The following is an 18,866-nucleotide window of genomic DNA, read 5'->3' as shown; positions in this document are numbered from 1 at the left end:
CCTCAGGATTTTTGATGAGCGGCCAGAATTAACTGGCGTAATTGTTTACTGCCGGGGCCAAGCGTTTCTTCTTTGGGCGCTACCAGCGATATGGTTGCTATGCGTTCGCTGCTTTGGTTCAGGCTCAGTTGTACCAGAGTGCCACGGGCAATATAGTCTGTCACCATAAAATCCGGCAACCAGCAAAAGCCCAGCCCCAGTTGCAAAATTTCTATCGCCTCAAAGAAGTTATCTACTGTCCAGCGTTGCTCCGCGCGCAGCCAACCGATATTTTCCTGCGGTTTCTGTGCGGTGTCACGGATCACCAGTTGCAAATGCTGGCTCAGCTCATTTTGGTCAATATGGCTTGCGGTGGCTAACGGATTATTACTACCGGTAAGCGGAATAAAGCGGGTATGACATAAATGTTCACCCAGGTAGCCTTTAGGAATAACAGCCGAAGCGGCTATAACCAGATCAGCGCGTTTTTGCTGGATAATTTCTGCGGTGCCGGTAATAACGCAATCGATAAGCTGAATGCGGCTGCCGCGGCTGAGCGGATAAAACGCCGCCAGGGCTTCATTTAAAAAGCGTCGCGGGTAGGCCAGTTCTACTGCAATACGGATTTCCGGCTCCCAGCCCTGATCGATATTGGCGGCCAGCAATTCCAAATCTTCCACTTGCTGTGTCAGTAACCGGGAGCGGCGCAGCATCACTTCACCGGCGTCGGTCAGATAGGCTTTGCGACCGCGCACTTCCAGCAACTCAACACCAAGCTGGGTTTGTAATTTCGCTACGGCATGGTTCAGCGATGACTGGCTTTTATTCAGCAGATCTGCCGCCTGCGCATAGCCACCGGCATCGACAACAGCTTGCAAAATGCGCCATTGCTCCAGGGTTGAACGTGGACGGTAGGGCATAACGGGCGTGCGCTCCTGTGGCGTTATACGTTGGCGACGATCACCGCCCGAAGCGGCGCCGGATAGCCTTCTATGGTTTTACTATGATCAGTTGCATCAAGAAAATCAATTAAACTTTCGTTTTCCATCCAGTCGCTTTTGCGCTGCTCGTCTAAGCTGGTGCGGTTTAGATCTACCAGCCGTACATTGCTAAAACCTAACCGTTGCAGCCAGTGTGTTAGCGCAGCAACGCTGGGGATAAACCAGACATTACGCATCTTGGCGTAACGCTCGCCGGGCACCAGTACCGTATGTTCGTCACCTTCTACCACTAAGGTTTCCAGGATCAACTCGCCACCCGGGCGCAGTTGGTTTTTCAACTGTTGCAGAAAATCCAGCGGCGAGCGGCGGTGATACAACACACCCATTGAGAACACGGTATCAAACTGCTTCAGAGCCGGCATCTCGTCAATGCCTATCGGGATCAGATTAACTGCCGGGTCGGGGTTAAAATGTTTAATCGCCTGAAACTGCGCATAAAACAGCTGCGACGGGTCAATGCCGACAACAAATTCTGCGCCTTCGCCGCGCATGCGCCACAAGTGATAACCACTGCCACAGCCCACATCCAGTAAAGTGCGGTTTGCCAGCGGAGCAATATGCGGCAGTACCCGATCCCATTTAAAGTCAGAGCGCCACTCGGTATCAATATCAATACCGTGAATATTAAACGGACCTTTACGCCAGGGTTTTAACTGCTGCAGTAAGTAACGGATCTGCTGCGCTTCGCCGCTGCTGATATCATCAGCATTACCAAACTGCACTGCGCTTTTCAGCTCAGTAAGCGAGGGCCTGGTTGCCGGTAAATTAGTGATCACTTTTTGCCACTGTTTAAAATCGCCATGCAGGGCGTCTTTGCTCCAGCTGGCCAGCTGCGCAGGTAACGTCTGTAGCCAGCTGTGCAGTTTATTGCTGGCCAATTGGGCATAAAAGGGCGTGAAATCGAGCATAGCTAACCTTATATAAGAGTGGCCTTATTTAATTGCGACCATTGAGCAGAAATTAAAACACTGAAACCACAAGGTTTGGCTGGTAAAACCGGCTTGCTGCAAGCGTTGCTGGTGTTCCGGCAGAGTGTCAGGCTTCATCACATTTTCCAGCGCGCTGCGTTTTTGGCTGATTTCCAGCTCGCTGTAACCGTTGGCGCGTTTAAAGTCATGGTGTAACTCCACTAACAAGTCGTTTGTCAGCGGGTCGTTGTTGATAAACTTTTCTGACAAAATCAATAAACCACCGGGTTTTAAGCCCTGATACACGCGGTTAATCAGTGTATTGCGATCTTCTTTGGGTAAAAACTGCAAGGTGAAGTTAATCACCACTATAGCGGCCTGTTCAATCGGCTGCTGACGAATGTCAGCCAGTTTTACTTCCACCGGAATGTCGGAGCGAAATGCCTGCAAATGCCGCTCGCAACGCTCTACCATGGCGCTGCTGTTATCTACCGCAATGATCCTGCTGTTATCAGCGTTAATATTGCGTCGCATCGCCAGTGTGGCGGCGCCAAGCGAGCAGCCGAGATCGTAGTAATTGCTGTCGGCTTGCTGAAAGCGGCCGCTAAGCTTGCCAATGGTCTGAATAATAGTTTGATAGCCCGGCACTGAGCGCTGGATCATGTCAGGGAATACATCTGCCACCTGATCGTCAAAGCGAAAATCCTGAATATGTGCCAGTGGTTCGGCGAAAATAGCATCTTTTTGCATAAAAACTTGTCGGTAGGAAACAGTGTAAGTGGCGCTATTTTACCTTAAATGCCGCAAAACTACAGCAAGCTGAATTGCTGCTCGCCAGGCCAGGGTTCCAGACAGTTGTGAGGGTAGGCTAAATCCTGGGCAAATTGGCGGCATAACTGCGGCGCTAAAAGATTATCCGGCGTATGAAAAAAACAAAACGGGCTTTTGCCGTCGTCCAGCCATTGCTGCACTTTGGTTAGCCAAGGCTGATAAAACTGCCGGTTAACGGCCATATCATCGGTACCGATAAAGCGCAGCACAGGTGTTTGACTGAAACTTATCGCATGCACCGGCACGCGGGGCTTTTTGGCCTGAGCATCTGTTAATGCCTGAGTGGTAGCAGGCACGGAAAATAAGGCCCTGCTGTCAATAACAACGCGCTCAGCGCCATAATGTTGCAACATCTTGTGCAGTTGAATTTCATGTTGGCCTTTGTCAAAAAAAGCCGGATGACGCACTTCCAACGCACAGCGGCATTGTTGGCTGATCTGTTCAACCAGGGTGCTGATGTAGCTAAAGTCGGCCGGGCCGGTGCGCGCAGGCAGTTGCAGGTGCACCAGTGCCAGTTTCTGCCCAAGCACTGCCATACGTTTAAGCCAGTCTCGCAACTGCAGCATGCTGTCTGCGCCGCCATGATGACTAATGCGCTGTGGCACTTTTAACACAAAGCGATAGTGATTGGGTGTGTCTTGCAGCCAGCGTTGTAAAGTATCATCTGATGGATCAGCATAGAAGGTGGTATTGCCCTCAGCACTGTTAAAATAACGGGCATATTGCGGCAAAAAGTCGGTTGCTTTGGCATCTTTGGTGTAGATGGCATTCTTCCATTTTGGGTTGGCCCATACCGGGCAGCCGAGATATAACATAGCTGACTTGACCTTACTCCTGAGGCGGCGTACAACTAACAGACTAAAGCTGGGAAGCATAACATAATGATTGGCAAATCTATCTTAGCTGTGTTGCTGATATTCTCGCTGGCACACTCTTATGCATCTGAAACCAACTTACCTGACAGGCTGAAGGTGGCATTAAGTGCAGACACTTATCCTTATATGTTTACCAATAATGACGGTGAAGTAGCTGGGCTGGCAGTAGATTACTGGCGCGAAGTGGCGCGGCAGGAAAACATTCAGATAGACTTTATTGCCGCCGATTGGCCAGACACATTAAAGCTGCTGCAACAAGGCGATGTGCAATTACATGGTGCTATGGCTAACACGCCAGAGCGCAGTGCCATGTTTAAGCTTACCGAGCTTAATATTGATGCTTTTAGCAATATCTACGTAATGCGCGATTTGACCGGCGTTAACTCATTAAAAGACCTGCAACCCTTCGTAATCGGTGTGGTGGAAAATACCGGCCATCTGGCGGCACTAAAACAACAATTGCCGCAAGGCAACTTTATGTATTTTCCTAATATTACTGCTTTGTATCAGGCTGCTCTTGATGGAAAGGTTGCCGCTTTTACCGGTCTGGACCGGCTTCCTACTCAAGACCCCCGCTATGAAGAGCTTAATCAAAAGTTTCCTTTGTTCCGCCGTATTGCATTGCGCAAGATGGAGTTGGTATATGCTGTGCTGCCTGCCAATAAGCAGCTGGCACAACAGTTGGCTGAGGCCACTTCGCGGCTTAACCGTAGCTTTCTTGATGAGCTGGAAAGACGCTGGCTGGGCGTGCCGGCACAGCAGGACACCTTGCTGCTTGGCGTGTCTATTGATAATCAGCCGTACATGCACGTGTCGCTGCAGGGCGAGGCACAGGGCCTGTTTGTTGATATGTGGCAGCTGTGGTCTGAGCAAACCGGTACAAAAATCGCTTTTGTACCAGACTCTTCGTTTAATAATCTGAATAATTTGCAAAAAGGCCGGATTGATGTGGTAGTGGCGTTTCCAGACAACAAGGGGCTGCCAGACAATTTGCTGGATGCGCATCAACTATACAGTTTTAATTCAGAATTTTTCAGCCTGGCAAAATTACAGTTGAAGCACTTAGACGACAGCAGCACCGGTAAAGTGGGGGTGTTTGAAAATGCACCCTATGTAGCCGAGTTGCAGGCGCGTTATCCACAATTAGCGTTTGAAAGGTATCGCACCCTGAACGAGATGCTGGATGCCTCTTTAAGCGGACATTTACTGGGTTTTTTTGCTGCTTCAGCCACTATACCAATGCGTTTACAGCAGTTGAACATGTGGGATAGTTTTAGCAAGCTGGAATCAAGCAGCGTCAGCTCGCCGTTGTATAGCCTGGTCAGGGCAGATAAACCTGAGTTGGCAGAGCATATCCGGCAAGGTTTTGCTGCGCTTAAGCTTGACGCACTGGAACAGGCAGAACAACGTTGGATCACAGATAAATCGCAGCATTATTTTGCTGCTTTTCGCGACAAAGTGCCGTTATCAGCAAAAGAAGCAGATTGGTTGAGAAACCATAGCAAGTTGCGTGTTGGTATGCTCAGCGACTGGGCGCCGATGGAGTTTGTTGACGAAAATGGCAACCCGGCCGGGGTCACCGTGGATATGTTTAACTTGCTTAGCCAGCGAATGAACATTGATTTTGATATCACCGTTTACAGCCAGTTCGACGTTATGCTGGCTGATCTGCAGCAGAAAAATCTTGACCTTATCGCTAATGTTTCGCAGCGCGAAGATCGTAAAAGTTATGCGGTATTTAGCGACGAGTTCTGGTCAATACAGTGGGCGACTATCAGCCGGGGCGATGAGGCTACCATACTCAGTACAGCTGATCTGAATGGTAAGCGGGTAGCAATTTATAAAGACTATCAACTGGCTAAACATCTTAACGACGTTTATCCGCAAATTGACGTAAAGCCAGTTGTTGATTTGCGCCGCGCTCTGGATTTGCTGTTGCAACACGAGGTCGATTTTGTCATCGACTCTGTCGAGGCCGCCAGTGAAATGCTGCGCCAGACTGGCTACATGTATCTGCGTGTACAAGTGCTGGATGATTTACCGTCTTATCCCTCACTGATAGCTGTGCGTAACGATTACCTCCCGCTATTAGAGATCCTCAACAAGGGCCTGCGCAGCATTGGCCAGGCAGAACGGCAACAGTTGTATCAAAAGTGGTTTAGTTTTCAGATAACACAGGGCATTAATAAAGCTCAGTTTAACCGCATGATGTGGCAGATTGGTGGCGCAGCGCTTGTGCTGCTGACATTCTTTGTGCTTTGGAATTTGTCATTACGCAAAGAAGTGCGCCTGCGCCGGCAAGCCGAACAAAAAATGCGTTTTATGGCCACACATGATGATTTAACGCAGTTGCCTAACCGTGGCCTGATTAAAGAGCGGATAGAGCAGGCTTTATTACAACATGCCCGGCACAATGAAATTCTGGCACTGCTATTTATCGATCTGGACGGCTTTAAAGAAGTCAACGATCTGCATGGCCATGATGTAGGCGACGAACTGCTGCTGAAGCTTGCTTTGCTGCTCAAAGAAGCTGTCAGAAAAAGCGATACCGTTGCCCGCTTTGGCGGCGATGAATTTGTGGTGTTACTCACCGGCCTGCTTAGCCGCGAAGATGCCGCTATAGTGGCAGAGAAAATGCTGCACCAGTTAAGCCAACCACTAACCTTATCGGTTGGTGAAGTTCAGGTAGGAGCCAGCATTGGTATTGCAGTATACCCTGATGATGGTACTGACAGTGTTAAACTGCTGAAAGTAGCCGATAGCCTGATGTACCGGGTTAAGCAGCAGGGCAAGAATCAGTATTGTTTTTCCCGATCGGTGTTTTCGTAAGCGGGCAGTGACATTAGGCGTCATTTCTATATAATTAGCCGTCATTTTAGTGCCGCTGATTAGCAAGGTAGAAGGAAGGTTTAATGCGTAGCCATTATTGTGGTTTATTAACCGCACAACATGTTGGGCAACAAGTGTCTTTATGCGGCTGGGTTAACCGGCGCCGCGATCTGGGTGGTTTGATTTTCTTAGACTTGCGTGACCGTGAAGGTATGGTGCAGGTTGTCTGCGACCCGGATTTAAAAGACCTGTTTGATGTTGCCTATACACTGCGCAATGAATTTTGTATTCAAATCAAAGGCCAGGTGCGGGCACGACCAGACTCGCAAATTAACAAAGATATGGCTACCGGCGCAGTAGAAGTGTACGCCAGCGAACTGATTATCCTTAATAAAGCTGCACCTTTGCCGCTGGACTCTAACCAAAACAACAGCGAAGAGCAGCGCTTAAAGTACCGTTACCTTGACCTGCGCCGGCCGCTGATGAGTGAGCGGTTAAAGTTTCGCGCTAAAGTCACCAGCTTTGTGCGTAACTTTATGGACAGCCATGGTTTTATGGACGTCGAAACGCCCATTTTAACTAAAGCCACACCGGAAGGCGCCCGCGATTACTTAGTGCCAAGCCGCACCCACAAAGGCGAGTTTTTTGCCCTGCCGCAATCACCACAGCTGTTTAAACAATTGCTGATGATGTCGGGTCTGGATCGCTACTACCAAATTGTTAAATGCTTCCGCGATGAAGATTTACGGGCTGACCGCCAGCCGGAATTCACCCAGATTGATATTGAAACCTCTTTTATGAGCGCAGAGCAGGTCATGGAAGTGACCGAGCAGATGGTTGTACAAATGTTTAACCAGTTGCTGGGTGTCGATTTAGGCAAAATGCCACGCATGCAGTATTGGGAAGCGATGCGGCTGTATGGCTCAGACAAACCGGATTTACGCAACCCGATGCAGTTTGTTGATGTCGCCGATTTACTTAAAGACGTTGAATTTAAAGTATTCTCCGGCCCGGCTAACGATGCCAAAGGCCGGGTAGTGGCGCTAAAAGTACCTGGTGCTGCCGAGAAAGTATCGCGTAAAGATATCGACAACTACACCAGCTTTGTTGGCATTTACGGTGCCAAAGGCTTAGCCTGGATGAAGGTGAATGACGTAACTGCAGGCGCAGACGGCGTGCAATCGCCGGTAGCGAAATTTTTAACGCCGGAGATTATCAGCACTATTATTGCCCGCACTGCTGCAGCTAACGGCGATTTAATTTTCTTTGGTGCCGACAGCTACAAAGTGGTGTGTGAAGCCATGGGCGCGCTGCGTTTAAAGCTGGGTGAGGATTTAGGCATTACCCAAGCGGGCTGGAAACCACTGTGGGTAGTGGACTTCCCGATGTTTGAAGAAAACGACGACGGCAGTTTTTCTGCTGTACATCACCCTTTTACCTCGCCACTGGATACGGCGGCGTTTTTAAACACCGCTAACAATGAGCTGAAACTAGGTGAGCTGTTGTCTAATGCCTACGACATGGTGTTAAACGGCACTGAATTGGGTGGTGGTTCGGTGCGTATCCACAGCGCAGATGTGCAAGCTAAGGTATTTACTCTGCTGGGTATCAGCGATGAAGAAGCCCGCGAAAAGTTTGGTTTCTTACTGGAAGCGTTAAAATACGGCACGCCTCCGCACGCCGGTTTGGCTTTCGGCCTGGACCGTCTGGTAATGTTAATGACCGGCGCCACTTCAATACGTGATGTGATGGCGTTCCCTAAAACTGCCACTGCCGCTTGCCCATTAACCGATGCCCCTGGCGCCGCTAACCCGGCACAACTGGCTGAGCTTGGCATCGCCGTAGTAGCTAAAGCAGAATAAGTTTTACTATTTTTATCTGCAATACCGTGGCAGCAATCTTGCTGCCACAACTAAGGAGTAACTGATGGCCGGCCATAGTAAATGGGCGAACATGAAGCATCGCAAAGCCCGTCAGGATGCGAAAAAAAATAAAATTTTTACCAAAATTATCCGCGAGCTAACCGTAGCGGCCCGATTGAATCCTGATGTTAGCGTCAATCCGCGTTTGCGATTGGCGGTAGACAAAGCCTTATCAGAAAACATGACCCGTGACACTATCGACCGCGCCATAAAACGCGGGGCCGGTGCCAGCGAGGGCGAAAATTACGAAGAGCTGGTATATGAAGGCTATGGCCCGAATGGCGTAGCGGTGATTGTAGAAACCATGACCGACAACCACAAGCGCACCGTGGCCGATGTCCGCCATGCATTCACCAAAGCTGGCGGCAGCCTGGGCACCAGTGGCTCAGTAGCCTATTTATTCAGCCGCCGCGGCGTACTGATTTTTGCCCCTGGCGTGGATGAAGACAGCCTGATGGAAGCGGCGCTAAACGCCGGAGCCGAGGATATTATCAGTCATGATGATGGCAGCTTTGAAGTGCTGACCGCTGCTGAGCAGTTTAATGATGTGAAAGACGCCCTGATAGCCGCTGGTTTTATGCCGGATAGCAGCGAAGTAACCTTAATACCCTCTACCCGGGCTGAAGTCGATGCAGATCATGTAGCAGCGTTTTTTAAACTGCTCGACCAATTGGAAGACTCAGACGACGTGCAAAACGTGTATCACAATGCCGATATCAGTGACGAGCTGATGGCAGAGCACGGTTAAGCGTGGCGCAACTGTGAATATTATTCTGGGCATTGACCCGGGCAGCCGTTTAACCGGCTACGGCGTAGTGCGCCAGGTCGGCATGAAGTTCGAGTATGTTGCCAGCGGCTGTATCCGCCTGACCACCACTGATTTACTGCCCGAGCGCCTGTTGGATATTTTTAACGGCGTCAGTGAAATTATCAGCCAAACCCAGCCGACTATTTTTGCCATTGAGCAGGTGTTTATGGCGCGCAATGCTGACTCTGCGTTAAAGCTGGGGCAGGCACGTGGTGCTGCCATAGTTGCCGCCAAACATGCCGGGCTTGAGGTGTATGAATACTCAGCGCGGCAGGTAAAACAGTCGGTCGTGGGCACCGGCGCCGCCGATAAAGCGCAGGTACAGCATATGGTGCGCACCTTATTAAAGTTACCGGCCAACCCGCAGGCCGACGCCGCCGATGCACTTGCAGTCGCCTTGTGTCATGGGCATACTCAGCAGAGTTTAATCAGTTTGGCCGGTCAGGCGCGCAAAACGGTGCGTGGCCGGTTACGCTAAGCGGATTTATCACCTTATTCTATAAGCAGACCTTATGATTGGACGTTTACGCGGTATTCTGCTGGAAAAGCAGGCGCCGGATTTATTAATAGAAGTGGCTGGTGTCGGCTATGAAGTACAACTGCCGCTGACCAGTTTTTATCAGTTGCCGGCTACCGGCGTTGAAGCCACTATTTATACCCATTTTGTTGTGCGCGAAGACGCCCAGTTGTTATATGGCTTTGTTAACCAGAGTGAGCGCGCGCTGTTTCGCCAACTGATCAAAGCCAACGGTGTTGGCCCCAAGCTGGCCCTGACCATTTTATCCGGCATGACAGCACAACAATTCGTACGCTGTGTACAACTTGATGATGTCAGCACTTTGGTGAAGTTACCCGGCGTGGGCAAAAAAACCGCAGAGCGTTTAGTGGTAGAAATGCGCGATCGATTAAAAGATTGGGGCATAGCACCTAATACGCCAATTACCGATGGTTTGGTGCTGCAAGATGATGAAGCGATATTCAGCCCGGAGCAAAGTGCAGAGCAAGATGCTGCCAGCGCGCTGGTTTCGCTGGGTTACAGCCAGTTACAGGCCGACAAAGCCGTACAAAAGGTAAAACAAAGCGGCATGAGCAGTGAACAGCTGATAAAAGCGGCGCTGCGGAGCATGATGTAAACCATGATAGAAGCTGATCGTTTAATTCAAACCAGTGCCACCCGTGAAGACGAGGTAATTGACCGTGCCATAAGGCCAAAAACTCTGGCCGATTACACCGGGCAAGAGCATGTCTGCCAACAGATGGCGATTTTTATTGAAGCCGCCAGAGGCAGGGGGGATCCGTTGGATCACCTGTTGATCTTCGGCCCGCCGGGTTTGGGTAAAACCACGCTGGCGATGATCGTTGCCAACGAAATGGGCGTGAATATTAAAACCACCTCAGGCCCGGTGCTGGAAAAAGCCGGTGACTTAGCGGCGCTACTGACCAACCTTGAGCCAAACGATGTACTGTTTATTGACGAGATCCACCGCTTAAGCCCGGTGGTGGAAGAGATTCTCTATCCGGCGATGGAAGACTATCAGTTGGACATTATGATAGGCGAGGGCCCGGCGGCACGCTCAATTAAGCTGGATTTACCGCCGTTTACCTTAGTGGGCGCGACTACGCGTGCCGGAGCCTTAACATCACCACTGCGTGATCGCTTTGGCATAGTGCAGCGGCTGGAGTTTTATAAAGTGTCGGAGTTAACGCAGATCATTCTGCGCTCGGCGCACTTTCTAAACTTAGTGCTGGACGAAGCCGGCGCAGCAGAAATTGCCAGGCGCTCGCGCGGCACCCCCCGTATTGCCAACCGTTTACTGCGCCGTGTACGTGATTATGCCCAGGTTAAAGCTAATGGTGAGGTGACGGTAGAGATTGCATCACAAGCGCTGCTGATGGTGGATGTAGATGCTGAAGGCTTCGACTATATGGACCGCAAACTTATTTTGGCCATTATTGAAAAATTTATGGGTGGCCCGGTGGGCTTAGATAACTTAGCCGCGGCCATTGGCGAAGAAAAAGATACCATTGAAGATGTAATAGAACCGTTTTTAATTCAGCAGGGTTTTATTCAGCGCACGCCGCGTGGCCGTATTGCCTCGCCACGGGCCTATGCTCACTTTGGCTTTGACTTACCGCAAGCAGATTAAGCTGAATGAAAGTATCCACTAACTGGCTGGTGCTGCAGCTAGGCGACAAGTTAAAGTGCAATACGAGCATAGTAGACTATGTGAGTGTTGCGCTTTAATGCAGGCAACAACGCTGCAGCGCGAGCCAGGACGTGGATAAAAAAAAAGCCCGCTCAGGGAGCGGGCTACAAGTTGAAGGAGTGCTTCAAAAAATCCAGGGAACATGCTTAAACAGCAACAAAATTTGGAAATAACACAAATCTCGCTACCAAATGATCTTCACTAAAGTGCGGTAACTTCTTGCCTCACTCTTGCGCTAGCTCAGAACACAGGTGTAATAATAAGGATTTGGAGTAATTACTTCAAACGAGAAAATTTAGTACGCCAGCATTAAAAAAACTAATACGTGTTCGGGGCAGCTTAGTGTTAAATTTAATCAACCCCTAAAGAGGCATCGTTGCAAGCGCACTGTTCATGTGGGGTTAATCTTAAGCATGGAAGATACAGCACATTACTTTTTATCAGGCTTTTAGAGTGAGTACTATAGCTAAGTGTATCTGGCATATAGAGTTAAATAAGGCATAAAAAATGTATTTTTTACGGAACCTCATAAAATTATATGGGTCAACAGAAACGAATGAAAATTACAAGTAGCTGATGAAGAAAAATATAGTTGCCGTTCTGCTTGTCGGGCAATTGAGTTAGTGTCCCGGCTTACTTATCATATGCAGCAATTAAAGCGAATGCTCATGTCAGAAACAGTCTTTACATTCCCTGTGCGTGTGTACTATGAAGATACCGACGCCGGAGGAATAGTTTATTATGCTAATTATTTAAAATTTTTTGAGCGAGCGCGCACCGAGTGGTTGCGCGCACTGGGTATTGAGCAGGATTTATTATTGTCAAATAATGTCGCTTTTGTTGTTACACAAGTTTTAATGGATAACAAAAAGCCAGCTAGATTTAATGAATTATTGACGGTATCGAGTCAAATCAGTACCTTAAAGCAAGCAAGTATAGTTTTTAAGCAAAGTATTCATAATAGTGCGGCAGACTTGGTTTGTTCAGCACATATTAAAGTAGCCTGTATTTCATTACAGGAGATGAAGGCCAGGGCTTTTCCGGCCGAAGTGTCAGAGGTGTTAGCGCGTGGCAGGTGAAATTTCTATTTTAAGTTTGTTGATCGAAGCCAGTTTTGTTGTGCAACTGGTCATGCTGATTTTACTGGCGATGTCAGTAATGTCATGGACTATGATTTTCCGCCGGCGTAAAGCGTTAAGTGAAGCAGTGGTTGAAGCAAAGAAGTTTGAAGATAAGTTCTGGTCAGGTGTCGACTTAGCGAAATTGTATAACGAAGTCAGTGCCAGAGCATCAAACAATGGTTTAGAAACCCTGTTTAAAGCTGGCTTTAAAGAGTTTGCCCGTCTGCATAAAACTAACAGCCGTCAACCTGCCGCAGTAATGGAAGGCACTCAGCGCGCAATGCGTGTTGGCTTGTCCCGCGAGGTAGAGCGGCTGGAGATGCACTTACCGTTTTTAGCCACTGTTGGCTCTATCAGCCCTTATATCGGTCTGTTTGGCACGGTATGGGGTATCATGAACTCATTTATCGCCTTAGGTGCCGTAGAGCAAGCTACGCTGTCTATGGTAGCACCGGGTATTGCTGAAGCACTTATTGCCACGGCGATTGGTTTATTTGCCGCTATTCCGGCAGTAATTGCTTATAACAAGTTTTCGCATCAGGTAGAAATGCTTGAAAGCAGTTATGCCAACTTTGTTGAAGAGTTTGCCAATATTCTGCACCGGCAGGCGGTATCTAACGGCGGAGAAGCTGCCTGATGTATGTACGTAAAAAACGTCGTTTGAAGGCTGAAATAAACGTAGTGCCTTATATCGATGTTATGTTGGTGCTACTGGTCATTTTTATGGTGACAACGCCGCTGATTACTCAGGGCGTGAAGGTGGAATTGCCTAAGTCAGCAGCAGAGCCGATAAAGCAAATGCAAGACGGTAAAACGCCGCTTGTGGCAACGGTAGACCAGGACGGTTTGTACTATTTTGAGAAAGACGGTAAACAGCAAGGGCCATTTACGGCAGCTGAGTTAACTGTTGAGGTAGCCAGCTGGCTGAAAATAGAACCGGGTACGCAAGTGATAGTAAAGGGTGATCGTAAAGTTAGTTATGATGCTGTTATCCGCCTGATCAATGTGCTTAAAGGTGCTGGTGCACCCTCTGTTGGACTGATGACAGATAACGTGGATTCAAACTGAGATGGCTGTTGCAATAGATCCACAATTGGCAAAATCGCTTGGCCTGCATTTGGCTATAGTGATATTGCTGGTTTTTGGCGCCGACTTTTCCAGTACGCCCGAGATGGTGAACGTTAGTCTGGAATCTGAAGGCAAAGCCCCGGTTGAGGCGGTTGCGATAGATGAGCAGCAATTAAATAACCGGGTGCAGCAAATGCAGCAAGAGCGTGATAACGCCCGTGCTGCTGAAGAAAAACGTATTCGTGATCTGGAACGCCGGGCACAGCAGGCCGAAAAAAACCGCGCTGAAGAAGAGGCGCGTTTAAAGCGGGTAGCAGCGGAAAAACGCCAGGCAGATGAAGAGGCGAAAAAGTCTAAAGCAGCAGCTGCTGATGCGAAAAAGCAGCAGGAGCAGGAAGCTGCCAAGGCGCGCGAAGCTGAACAAGCCAGAATAGCGAAAGAGCAGGAACGGAAAAAAGCAGAAGATGCTGCCAAAGCTGCTGAGCAAAAACGTAAAGCTGAGCAGGAAGCCGCAGAAAAAGCTGCTGCAGAGCGGGCACGCCAGGCTGCAGAAGCTAAAGAGCGCGCTGAGCAGGAAAGAGCCATGCAGGAACAAATGGCAAAAGAAGCGCAGGCTCGTTCCGCAGCAAGGGCAAGGCAGGCAGCGACAGAAGTTCAGCGCTATACGGCATTGATCCGCGATGCAGTAGATAATGCGCTAATTAAAGATGACAGTATGAGAGGCAGGTCTTGTTCGGTAAATATTAGATTAGCGACGACTGGGTTTGTAACCAACGTCAAGGTTCTTGGCGGTGATAGTAACGTTTGTGCTGCTGCAGAAAGGGCGATAAATCGTATAGGCACTATGCCAATGTCCTCTGATCCTGAAGTTTATGAACAAATGAAAGATATTACGCTTAAAGTGGAGCCTCAGTTTTGAATATTAATAAGTTATACAGTTTGGTATTTGTTGTGGTGTTAGTGTTGTTTTCAAGCAAGCAAGCACATGCTTCTTTGGAAATAGTAATTACAGGTGGTATTGATACAGGCAGGCCGATCGCAATACTGCCATTTACTTTTAAAGGCGCTAATTTACCCAAAGAGCGTATTGATGAAGTTATTGCTGCCGATCTGATGCGCAGCGGTAAATTTAGCCCGCTGGCCAGTATAAAAATGCCCCAACGGCCACCTACATCAGCACAAATTGACTACGCTGCCTGGGCGCGTGAAGGTGTTGAGGCTATTGTGATAGGCCAGATTACAGAAGTGGGTATTGACCGTTATACTGTTAGTTTTGAACTGATCGACGTATTGAAAGGCAGCAACAGCGCAGATCGGCAATCGCTAAATGCCGGGCGTTTAACCGGCAGCATGGCGCATATTCTTGATAGCCGTGAAACCACTATTAATGGTAGCCAGTTCCGCCAATATGCCCACCGTATCAGTGACATAGTATATGAGAAGCTTACCGGTGAGCGTGGTGCATTTTTAACCAAAATTGCCTATGTATTGGTAAACCGTAACCAGCAGTTTCCTTATCAGTTAATTGTTGCCGATTACGATGGTGCAAATGAACAAGTACTGCTGCGCTCTAAAGAGCCGTTAATGTCGCCCAGTTGGTCGCCTGATGGCACTAAACTGGCTTATGTGACATTTGAAAAGCGCCAGTCTCAAATTTATGTACAAGATATTTATAGCGGACGTCGTACTATGTTAAGCAGCACACCGGGTATTAACGGTGCGCCAACATGGTCGCCGGACGGCAAGCGCTTGGCCCTGGTGCTGTCGAAAGACGGTAATGCAGAAATCTACGTGATGGATGTAGCCACTAAGGCATTGACGCGAGTAACAAATCATCGTGCTATCGACACTGAACCGTCGTGGGCACCTGATGGTAAGGAGCTGCTATTTAGTTCGGAGCGAGGTGGAAATCCGCAACTTTATAGCGTAAATTTGTTAACGGGTGCGACCAGACGTTTAACCTTTGAAGGTGAAATGAACCTGGCGGGCTCTTACACTCCGGATGGAAATTCGGTTGTAATGGTGAATCGCACCAGAGGGCAGTATCACATTGCAAAAATGGATCGTCAGACCCGTTTTTTGCAAGTGTTAACAAAGACAAATCTGGACGAGTCACCCAGCGTGGCGCCAAATGGTTCTATGATTATTTATAGTACCACCCATGGTTCTTCGCAGGTGTTAGCACTGGTTTCTATGGACGGTCGTTTTAAAGCGCGTCTGCCGGCGGTAGAAGGGCAAGTTAAGTCTCCGTCGTGGTCGCCGTTTTTATAAAATAAAAAGCGTTATTACATTAAATACTAAGGACAACATCATGAAATTAAATAAAGTGTTAAAAAGTTTATTGATCGCATTACCAGTGCTGACCATGGCTGCTTGTAGCTCAACTTCTTCAACTGACGCATCTGATGCAGATACTTCAGGCATGGCTCAGGAAACTGTGCAAGTTGAAACTGTTGAGCAGGCAGTAAGCCCTGCAGAACAATTACGTCAGAAGCTGGAAGCTCTGCGTCAGGAAAACACCGTTTACTTCGACTTTGATACAGCGACTATCCGTCCTGAGTTTATCGAAGTGCTGCAAGCTCACGGCGCTTTCTTAACGGCTAACCCAAGTGTTCGTGTAACTGTAGAAGGCCACACTGACGAGCGCGGCACACCAGAATACAACATCGCTCTGGGCGAGCGTCGTGCTGTATCAGTAGTACAATACCTGCAAAACCTGGGTGTTTCTGCCGGCCAAATCTCTACTGTTAGCTACGGTGAAGAAAAGCCAGCTGATGCATCACGTGGTGAAGCAAGTTTTGCTAAAAACCGTCGTGCAGTGTTAGTCTACTAATCCAGACTCATTACGATATTGATACGCATGACAGTGAAATATACTCTGCTAACCGCGATAACACTGGCTCACGCCAGTGCTATCGCCAATCCGGCGCCGGTTACTGATATTAACCGCAACCGATCTGCTATTAGCACTACTCAACAGGCTCAGCCTGCGGGTTCTATGGAACAACGCTTAGCTGAGCTTGAGCGTATTGTTAAAGCAAGATCAGATGCGCAGCTTAGTATGGCCCAGCAGCTACAAATGTTGTTGGACGAAGTGAGCGAGCTGCGCGGAGTAACTGAAACACATACGTATCAGCTTGAAGAAATCCTGCAGCGTCAGCGCGATATCTATCAGGAAATAGAGCGGCGTGTCAGCGCAATACAGACAACGCCGTCTGCCACTATACCGACAATACCAACAAACACCCCGGCACCTGCTGCCAGTGCTGCGGCGTATTCATCTGATGTTTCTGAAAATGAAGCCTATGATAAAGCGGTAAATATGGTACTGAAAGAGCGCCGCTATGATGCAGCAATTCCTGAGTTCGAAAACTTTATTCAGAGTTACCCTGATTCAGGCTATGCGCCTAACGCACACTATTGGCTGGGACAGTTGTTATTTAACAATAATGAACTGGCTAAAGCGAAGACGCATTTTGAGCGGGTAGTAAATAACTTCCCGGATTCCGGTAAAGTGGCCGATGCCTTATTAAAATTAGGGCAAGTGGCAGAGCGCGAGAACGACAAAAATGCAGCACTGCGGTACTACCGTCAGTTGCTGGAAAAACAGCCCAACGCTACTTCAGCGAAGCTGGCGCAGGATAGAATCAACGCACTTAAATAATACAAACCCGGCTTAGGCCGGGTTTTTTCTGCAAGCTTTAATTCCTCCAAACGCTGGCATTTTGAGCAGTCAGACGATATCAGCGTGGTTTTTAACAATTTTTGGTTGCACAAAAGCCGTAAATCAGTAAGATATGCCTCCGCGGTTAGGGTCGTTAGCTCAGTTGGTAGAGCAGTTGACTTTTAATCAATTGGTCGCTGGTTCGAATCCAGCACGACCCACCAATCGCGCAAACTTTGCTATCGAAATGGGCCATTAGCTCAGCTGGTAGAGCAGCGGACTTTTAATCCGTTGGTCGATGATTCGAATTCATCATGGCCCACCACTTCGATAACCCTGTTTGGGCCATTAGCTCAGCTGGTAGAGCAGCGGACTTTTAATCCGTTGGTCGATGATTCGAATTCATCATGGCCCACCACTTCTTTGTTTTCCTGCATGGGTCATTAGCTCAGCTGGTAGAGCAGCGGACTTTTAATCCGTTGGTCGATGGTTCGAATCCATCATGACCCACCATGCCGCCATACTGTATTTTCTCAATTCGCAGCGCTATAATAGCCGCCTTTTAAAGCCAGCAGGTAAGCCCTATGGAACAGACGTTGTATTTCACAGAGCAAGACTTTGCCTTTCCGAAAAAGCCACTGCCACTGAGCGGTGACGAAAAGCAAGCCTATAAAGACCGTATCAAAACCCTGTTACAGCAAAAAGACGCCGTGCTGGTAGCGCATTATTATACTGATCCGGAAATACAGGCACTGGCCGAAGAAACAGGCGGCTGTGTGTCAGACTCTTTAGAAATGGCCCGTTTTGGTAATGAACATCCGGCGAAAACACTAATTGTCGCCGGGGTAAAGTTTATGGGCGAAACCGCCAAAATTCTTACGCCCAACAAAACGGTATTAATGCCCACGCTGGAAGCGACCTGTTCGTTGGACTTAGGCTGCCCGGCAGAGCCGTTCTCGGCCTTTTGTGATGCGCACCCTGATCGCGTAGTAGTGGTATATGCCAACACTTCTGCAGCGGTAAAAGCCCGCGCCGACTGGGTGGTAACATCATCGATTGCACTGGATGTAGTGGACTATTTAGACAGCCAGGGCAAAAAGATTCTCTGGGGCCCGGATAAACACCTGGGCGCCTGGGTACAAAAGCAAACCGGTGCTGACATGTTGCTGTGGAACGCAGCTTGTATCGTGCACGATGAATTTAAAGCTAATGCCCTGGTTGAGCTGAAAAAACAGTACCCCAATGCAGCTGTGCTGGTGCATCCTGAATCACCTGACAGCGTAGTCCAGTTAGCTGATGCAGTAGGTTCTACCAGTCAGCTGATTAAAGCCAGCCAGACGCTACCTAACGACACCTTTATTGTCGCCACCGATAAGGGCATCTTTTATAAGATGCAGCAGCAGATGCCCGGCAAGAGCTTTATTGAAGCGCCAACCGGTGGTAACGGCGCCACGTGCCGCAGCTGTGCCCATTGCCCCTGGATGGCAATGAATGGCTTAAAAGCGATTGAGGCGGCACTGACAGACACTACCGGCCATGAGATCTTTGTTGATGCCGCACAGCGGGAAAAAGCCTTAGTGCCACTTAACCGCATGCTGAACTTTGCAAAAGAGCTGAAAACGCAGGTAAAAGGCAACGCTTAATCAGCTTTTC

The 18,866-nt window shown here is 48.8% G+C and carries 18 protein-coding genes and 4 tRNA genes; 18 read left to right on the top strand and 4 right to left on the bottom strand.

Annotated elements, in window-relative coordinates:
- Window positions 1-2: 2 nt before the first annotated feature.
- From MJX74_RS14015 to MJX74_RS14000, 4 genes are read right to left on the bottom strand one after another with little or no spacing between them, the layout of a single operon-like run.
- Window positions 3-899: a LysR family transcriptional regulator gene (locus MJX74_RS14015; protein WP_240223439.1), complete on the bottom strand. Its 897-nt coding sequence runs from the start codon at window positions 897-899 to the stop codon at window positions 3-5.
- Between the two features lie 23 nt (window positions 900-922).
- Window positions 923-1,888, bottom strand: coding sequence for a tRNA 5-methoxyuridine(34)/uridine 5-oxyacetic acid(34) synthase CmoB (gene cmoB, locus MJX74_RS14010; protein WP_240223438.1), 966 nt, complete (start codon window positions 1,886-1,888; stop codon window positions 923-925).
- Between the two features lie 24 nt (window positions 1,889-1,912).
- The gene (gene cmoA / locus MJX74_RS14005) at window positions 1,913-2,638 is read right to left on the bottom strand and encodes a carboxy-S-adenosyl-L-methionine synthase CmoA (protein WP_240223437.1); all 726 of its coding nucleotides are present in this window, start codon (window positions 2,636-2,638) and stop codon (window positions 1,913-1,915) included.
- A gap of 59 nt (window positions 2,639-2,697) precedes the next feature.
- Window positions 2,698-3,534: a DUF72 domain-containing protein gene (locus tag MJX74_RS14000; protein ID WP_240223436.1), complete on the bottom strand. Its 837-nt coding sequence runs from the start codon at window positions 3,532-3,534 to the stop codon at window positions 2,698-2,700.
- A gap of 66 nt (window positions 3,535-3,600) precedes the next feature.
- Here MJX74_RS14000 and MJX74_RS13995 point away from each other — a divergent pair, with 66 nt between their 5' ends.
- The 18 genes from MJX74_RS13995 (at window position 3,601) to nadA (ending at window position 18,856) form a co-directional block, all read left to right on the top strand.
- Window positions 3,601-6,423 carry a transporter substrate-binding domain-containing protein gene (locus MJX74_RS13995; RefSeq protein ID WP_240223435.1) on the top strand — a complete coding sequence of 941 codons (2,823 nt, stop codon included), beginning with the start codon at window positions 3,601-3,603 and terminating at the stop codon, window positions 6,421-6,423.
- Window positions 6,424-6,506: 83 nt separating this feature from the next.
- Entirely contained in the window at window positions 6,507-8,285 is a 1,779-nt protein-coding gene (gene aspS, locus MJX74_RS13990) for an aspartate--tRNA ligase (RefSeq protein WP_240223434.1), read from the top strand.
- 64 nt (window positions 8,286-8,349) lie between these two features.
- Window positions 8,350-9,093 (top strand): YebC/PmpR family DNA-binding transcriptional regulator, encoded by a 744-nt coding sequence (locus tag MJX74_RS13985; protein ID WP_240223433.1) that lies wholly within the window; start codon window positions 8,350-8,352, stop codon window positions 9,091-9,093.
- A gap of 13 nt (window positions 9,094-9,106) precedes the next feature.
- Window positions 9,107-9,631: a crossover junction endodeoxyribonuclease RuvC gene (gene ruvC, locus MJX74_RS13980; protein ID WP_068229624.1), complete on the top strand. Its 525-nt coding sequence runs from the start codon at window positions 9,107-9,109 to the stop codon at window positions 9,629-9,631.
- Between the two features lie 34 nt (window positions 9,632-9,665).
- Window positions 9,666-10,286 carry a Holliday junction branch migration protein RuvA gene (ruvA, locus tag MJX74_RS13975; RefSeq protein WP_240223432.1) on the top strand — a complete coding sequence of 207 codons (621 nt, stop codon included), beginning with the start codon at window positions 9,666-9,668 and terminating at the stop codon, window positions 10,284-10,286.
- A 3-nt stretch (window positions 10,287-10,289) separates the two neighbouring features.
- Window positions 10,290-11,300 (top strand): Holliday junction branch migration DNA helicase RuvB, encoded by a 1,011-nt coding sequence (ruvB, locus tag MJX74_RS13970; RefSeq protein ID WP_240223431.1) that lies wholly within the window; start codon window positions 10,290-10,292, stop codon window positions 11,298-11,300.
- Between the two features lie 728 nt (window positions 11,301-12,028).
- Window positions 12,029-12,439: a tol-pal system-associated acyl-CoA thioesterase gene (gene ybgC / locus MJX74_RS13965; protein ID WP_240223430.1), complete on the top strand. Its 411-nt coding sequence runs from the start codon at window positions 12,029-12,031 to the stop codon at window positions 12,437-12,439.
- Window positions 12,429-13,118 (top strand): protein TolQ, encoded by a 690-nt coding sequence (gene tolQ, locus MJX74_RS13960; protein WP_240223429.1) that lies wholly within the window; start codon window positions 12,429-12,431, stop codon window positions 13,116-13,118. Before ybgC ends, tolQ begins: the two co-directional genes overlap by 11 nt.
- Window positions 13,118-13,549 carry a protein TolR gene (tolR, locus tag MJX74_RS13955; protein WP_068229639.1) on the top strand — a complete coding sequence of 144 codons (432 nt, stop codon included), beginning with the start codon at window positions 13,118-13,120 and terminating at the stop codon, window positions 13,547-13,549. Before tolQ ends, tolR begins: the two co-directional genes overlap by 1 nt.
- 1 nt (window position 13,550) lies before the next feature.
- The gene (tolA, locus tag MJX74_RS13950; RefSeq protein WP_240223428.1) at window positions 13,551-14,468 is read left to right on the top strand and encodes a cell envelope integrity protein TolA; all 918 of its coding nucleotides are present in this window, start codon (window positions 13,551-13,553) and stop codon (window positions 14,466-14,468) included.
- Complete coding sequence (gene tolB, locus MJX74_RS13945; RefSeq protein ID WP_240223427.1) at window positions 14,465-15,820, top strand: Tol-Pal system beta propeller repeat protein TolB; 1,356 nt, start codon at window positions 14,465-14,467, stop codon at window positions 15,818-15,820. Before tolA ends, tolB begins: the two co-directional genes overlap by 4 nt.
- Before the next feature lie 40 nt (window positions 15,821-15,860).
- Entirely contained in the window at window positions 15,861-16,382 is a 522-nt protein-coding gene (gene pal / locus MJX74_RS13940; protein WP_240223426.1) for a peptidoglycan-associated lipoprotein Pal, read from the top strand.
- Window positions 16,383-16,409: 27 nt separating this feature from the next.
- Entirely contained in the window at window positions 16,410-17,213 is an 804-nt protein-coding gene (ybgF, locus tag MJX74_RS13935) for a tol-pal system protein YbgF (RefSeq protein WP_240223425.1), read from the top strand.
- A gap of 148 nt (window positions 17,214-17,361) precedes the next feature.
- Window positions 17,362-17,437, top strand: a tRNA-Lys gene (locus tag MJX74_RS13930).
- Between the two features lie 25 nt (window positions 17,438-17,462).
- Window positions 17,463-17,538: transfer RNA gene (locus MJX74_RS13925), tRNA-Lys, on the top strand.
- Window positions 17,539-17,555: 17 nt separating this feature from the next.
- Window positions 17,556-17,631, top strand: a tRNA-Lys gene (locus MJX74_RS13920).
- A gap of 19 nt (window positions 17,632-17,650) precedes the next feature.
- A tRNA-Lys gene (locus MJX74_RS13915) sits at window positions 17,651-17,726 on the top strand.
- Window positions 17,727-17,797: 71 nt separating this feature from the next.
- Window positions 17,798-18,856, top strand: coding sequence for a quinolinate synthase NadA (gene nadA / locus MJX74_RS13910; RefSeq protein ID WP_240223424.1), 1,059 nt, complete (start codon window positions 17,798-17,800; stop codon window positions 18,854-18,856).
- Window positions 18,857-18,866: the final 10 nt, after the last annotated feature.

The organism is Rheinheimera hassiensis, from assembly GCF_022436675.1.
Lineage (GTDB): Bacteria > Pseudomonadota > Gammaproteobacteria > Enterobacterales > Alteromonadaceae > Alishewanella > Alishewanella hassiensis.
Note: the sequence above shows the minus strand (reverse complement) of the source record. Positions and strands in the feature narration are given on the sequence as shown.

What these genes read in the sequence shown, in the direction of transcription:
- aspS (WP_240223434.1), top strand. Translation starts at nt 6,507, where the DNA reads ATGCGTAGCCATTATTGTGGTTTATTAACCGCACAACATGTTGGGCAA.
- MJX74_RS14000 (WP_240223436.1), bottom strand. Translation starts at nt 3,534, where the DNA reads ATGTTATATCTCGGCTGCCCGGTATGGGCCAACCCAAAATGGAAGAAT.
- tolR (WP_068229639.1), top strand. Translation starts at nt 13,118, where the DNA reads ATGTATGTACGTAAAAAACGTCGTTTGAAGGCTGAAATAAACGTAGTG.
- ruvB (WP_240223431.1), top strand. Translation starts at nt 10,290, where the DNA reads ATGATAGAAGCTGATCGTTTAATTCAAACCAGTGCCACCCGTGAAGAC.
- pal (WP_240223426.1), top strand. Translation starts at nt 15,861, where the DNA reads ATGAAATTAAATAAAGTGTTAAAAAGTTTATTGATCGCATTACCAGTG.
- MJX74_RS13985 (WP_240223433.1), top strand. Translation starts at nt 8,350, where the DNA reads ATGGCCGGCCATAGTAAATGGGCGAACATGAAGCATCGCAAAGCCCGT.
- ybgC (WP_240223430.1), top strand. Translation starts at nt 12,029, where the DNA reads ATGTCAGAAACAGTCTTTACATTCCCTGTGCGTGTGTACTATGAAGAT.
- tolA (WP_240223428.1), top strand. Translation starts at nt 13,551, where the DNA reads ATGGCTGTTGCAATAGATCCACAATTGGCAAAATCGCTTGGCCTGCAT.
- ybgF (WP_240223425.1), top strand. Translation starts at nt 16,410, where the DNA reads ATGACAGTGAAATATACTCTGCTAACCGCGATAACACTGGCTCACGCC.
- cmoA (WP_240223437.1), bottom strand. Translation starts at nt 2,638, where the DNA reads ATGCAAAAAGATGCTATTTTCGCCGAACCACTGGCACATATTCAGGAT.
- MJX74_RS14015 (WP_240223439.1), bottom strand. Translation starts at nt 899, where the DNA reads ATGCCCTACCGTCCACGTTCAACCCTGGAGCAATGGCGCATTTTGCAA.
- cmoB (WP_240223438.1), bottom strand. Translation starts at nt 1,888, where the DNA reads ATGCTCGATTTCACGCCCTTTTATGCCCAATTGGCCAGCAATAAACTG.
- ruvA (WP_240223432.1), top strand. Translation starts at nt 9,666, where the DNA reads ATGATTGGACGTTTACGCGGTATTCTGCTGGAAAAGCAGGCGCCGGAT.
- MJX74_RS13995 (WP_240223435.1), top strand. Translation starts at nt 3,601, where the DNA reads ATGATTGGCAAATCTATCTTAGCTGTGTTGCTGATATTCTCGCTGGCA.
- nadA (WP_240223424.1), top strand. Translation starts at nt 17,798, where the DNA reads ATGGAACAGACGTTGTATTTCACAGAGCAAGACTTTGCCTTTCCGAAA.